5 protein-coding genes are annotated in these 3,328 nt (G+C 47.4%); all 5 read right to left on the reverse strand.

Going from position 1 to position 3,328, the window contains the following annotated elements; genetic code table 11:
• Nucleotides 1–189: 189 nt before the first annotated feature.
• Nucleotides 190–975, reverse strand: a complete 786-nt coding sequence (locus ACFQ88_RS39455; protein WP_376322298.1) for a glucosaminidase domain-containing protein — start codon at nt 973–975, stop codon at nt 190–192.
• Entirely contained in the window at nt 972–1,190 is a 219-nt protein-coding gene (locus ACFQ88_RS39460; RefSeq protein WP_376642732.1) for a hypothetical protein, read from the reverse strand. Before ACFQ88_RS39460 ends, ACFQ88_RS39455 begins: the two co-directional genes overlap by 4 nt.
• Nucleotides 1,191–1,203: 13 nt before the next feature.
• Complete coding sequence (locus ACFQ88_RS39465; RefSeq protein ID WP_376642734.1) at nt 1,204–2,310, reverse strand: hypothetical protein; 1,107 nt, start codon at nt 2,308–2,310, stop codon at nt 1,204–1,206.
• On the reverse strand, nt 2,311–3,096 hold the full coding sequence (locus ACFQ88_RS39470) for a hypothetical protein (RefSeq protein WP_376642735.1): 786 nt from the start codon (nt 3,094–3,096) through the stop codon (nt 2,311–2,313).
• Nucleotides 3,065–3,328 (reverse strand): hypothetical protein (locus ACFQ88_RS39475; RefSeq protein ID WP_379463408.1); only part of this gene is annotated, 264 nt, incomplete at its 5' end. The genes ACFQ88_RS39475 and ACFQ88_RS39470, both read right to left, overlap by 32 nt.

Consider the following 3,328-nt stretch of genomic DNA (forward strand, 5'->3'; position numbering starts at 1 on the left):
TTCCTTGACAATCCCACATTTCTGTGCTAATTAACATGTCACCCGGGAACTGTCAATAATAAAAAATCCCGCCGGATATTTTTCCAGCGGGTTGTGTCTCGGGCGTGACTCTATTGTTACAGATAGAATAGAAGTCTTCCGCGGCTCCTATTCTACTTAATTTTAACAAATGTTAGTATATATTGTAAATTATTTCACCCTTAACCGTTGACCGACATAAATCTTATTCGCATCCGGGATACGATTAACTGTGGTCAATGTCTTAACGGACACACCGAATTTCTTACCAATTTTCGTCAGGTTGTCGCCCGCCTTTACGGTGTAGAATGTACCGCCGGATGGTGCGGCTCCTGATACCTTCAGGACTTGACCAACACGAATCATATTAACATCTTTAATACCGTTCACTTTCGCCAACTCCTTCACTGACGTATTATATTTCTTTGCAATTGCTGTCAATGTGTCACCCGCCTTAACGGTATATGTCGAGCCGGACGACTTGGCAGGTTTCGCCTTCACTGCGGCTTTGTTCCCGACCTTATCGTATTTCGTCAGCCCGTGGGCTTCGATTGTGGCGATAAGCTTCTTCGCATAGTTCGGGTCTGTCGCATATCCACCCTTTTGGATGGCGGCACAAGCTTGTACATAGTTCGTTTCCCCGACAACAGCCTTATAACGGTCAAGACGGTTATAGAGGTTCACAAGGTCTATGATAGAATCGCGAACAGACTTATACGCCCGGAACCCTGCTTTGATTGTTTTATCGACCCCGTTTAAAACCTCCCACGTGCCCATATGAACGGTTCCAGCGTTCCCGATACCTTTTATACCAAACAGGTTATTTGCACGCGTAGCAAGCCCGGATTTGCCCCAATTTGACTCATGTATGGCTTGTGCTGTGATAACTGAAGGTAAAACTCGACTTACACCGTATAATTTTTGTGCTTCACTTGCAACATTCTCCATGAAACTCATTCTTTTACACTCTCCCTCATTTGTTGTCTCATTTCATTTATTTGTTCGTCTGAAGCGGATTCAATCCATAGTTTTCTATCCTTCTGAAATTGCGCCCGCCAATATCCCGGCGGCTGTACGGTTGTCGCATTATCCGGTACGGAATCAGCCGGAACAATTTCAGGATAGTCGAAGATGAAATCCGAATCATATACGAATACTTGTATCATTTCCATTGCTCCAACCCTCCTAGTAAGGCACTGCCGCGTCTAATGACCAACTGGACACGGCGGACTGATTGTTTCCTGAAAAGCCGACAAACGCCAGTTTACCGTCAGTGTTGATATAAAATTTTGTGAAGCCTGTCGTTCCGTATGCTGTTGCCATGACCGCCTTTTTGTCTGACGGTGAATATGACGCGGGCAATTGTGCAAAGTCAACGCCGAGGTCACACGCCACGTCACCTTTTAGCATGAGGATGTTTCCCCAGCGGGTATACTGCGGTGTTCTTCCTGACGCCTTTGCTCCATTCAATAACGGAAGGTTATACCATGTGAGCGCCATAAAATCATTTTGTGTAAACAGCTGTCGCCAACCCCTGAATACATTGTCAGTGTGTATAACACCAATCCATGACGTATTATCATAGGAACGTGTCAGAACCAATTTCCGCAGACCGTTTGGCGCTGGTAGAATGTCGAGATAGTACCAAGAAGCGTCACCCGGTAACGGTAGTTGATTCCATCCTGTCCCATAATAAAAACCGGGTGGTGCGGTGAATATGCTGTCAGCTGAAGCCAACCGTTTCCGCATTCCTTCAGCATCCGTTAATGCATATTTCTGTGAGAAGTTTTGAACCCCGATAACATCCTGAAGCGATAGATTCGTTGTCTGTAAATCCTTTTGCAGCTGTGTCGCATCCGTAGCAGCTTGATTCCATTTCAAACGTTCAGAATCCGAGACGTGAGGTTTAGCATTTGCGATATGGTTCTTCAGGTTTGTTTCTGATGTCGTCACCCTGTCACTCATACCGTCCCACTTGGTACGGTCTTCAGACGATACGTGTTTGGTCGTGTCCTTTACATGAGCGTCCAAGACTCGGCCGAATGAATCAACGTCAGCCTTCATACTTTGAATTTGTTGGTCAGTTGCACCAGTTGACCCACCGTCCGCGGTATCCTCTAACGCTTGGACTTTTTGCTGAAGCGTCAGAATATCGTTCTTTATCTCATCTGACACGTCCATATGGTCAACGGTGTCCTGAAGCTTTGCCATCTTGTCTTTTAAATCTGAAATACTTGTTTTGACGCCTGTATCATCATAGGGCGGCGTCCGCCTTGACCCGAGTTCAATCAATTAGGACACCTCCACGATTGTGACGACTGTCTCAGTATCAGCGACTAGGTACACGTCAGGGCTTTGGCTATGAACCTTAAATGTTAGCGGGCTGTCGTTAGACGTGAGCGGCGCACCTGTAGTCGTCTCGACACCCTGCTTACCCCAATAAATGACACCCGAGTTAGGCGGGTAGATCGTCAACTCTCGGCGGTTTGTCAGTTTGCTAGAACCTGACTTTGCCATTACAGGCGTGACGCCTACACTCACCCCACCAACCCTAAAGTCATTCATTCCGGCTTCCCGAGTTGGTACAGGTTGTGTCGCCGGGATAGAAGACCCGCCGAGTGTGACAGGCTTATCTATCTCAACACTCCCAATATGCTTGTCGCCTGCCGCAAGCGGCGGTAACGCTGATATATCTACGGTTCCTGTCATCTGCCCAAGCTGAACGGTGTCAATGGACTGTGGTATAGATGACGCTGTAAATTTCTCAATCCAAGATTCGACCCGGACTTTTTCGGGCTGCACGATCGCGGCGTCAAGGTAGATTGTGTGATAGCCGAGCGGTCGCGCCAAAAGCTTTGTTGACCCCGGCGCTACGGCTAAAAGATAATTGTTAGGCGACACGCTCGGGCGCTCGTGTACGTACACGATCTGACTTGTGTTATTTGTTATGGCTGAATGGTTCGGCTTTGTGTCGTCAAAATAAACCGTTGTAATGTCGCCCGGTAGCATGGTGACGGTCTGTTCACGCCATGTACTCTTTTTATGGTCATCCCCCGGCTGTTTGACTAGTTCCGGCATTCTTGTTCACTCCTTTTGCTATTGTAGCGGCTTTCTTGATGTGGTTTGACGCGCTGCGTCCTTTCTTAATGGCTTTGGCTCCCTTAGAAACAGATTTGACAGCACGACCACCCGGAACAAAATCCATTGCGGTGGATGCTGTACCTTTCGCAACGTCTCCGACTGCTGGGAAGGCTTTCATAAAGAACACGATTGCAATGATAGCAAGCCCGAGAATAAGAGACCATCTGAA

This window comes from Paenibacillus sp. NPDC056579, from assembly GCF_042793215.1.
In the GTDB taxonomy this organism is placed as follows: domain Bacteria; phylum Bacillota; class Bacilli; order Paenibacillales; family NBRC-103111; genus Paenibacillus_S.

Excerpts from the sequence above, each read along its gene's own strand:
- ACFQ88_RS39455 (WP_376322298.1), bottom strand. The coding sequence starts at position 975 with ATGAGTTTCATGGAGAATGTTGCAAGTGAAGCACAAAAATTATACGGT.
- ACFQ88_RS39460 (WP_376642732.1), bottom strand. The coding sequence starts at position 1,190 with ATGGAAATGATACAAGTATTCGTATATGATTCGGATTTCATCTTCGAC.
- ACFQ88_RS39470 (WP_376642735.1), bottom strand. The coding sequence starts at position 3,096 with ATGCCGGAACTAGTCAAACAGCCGGGGGATGACCATAAAAAGAGTACA.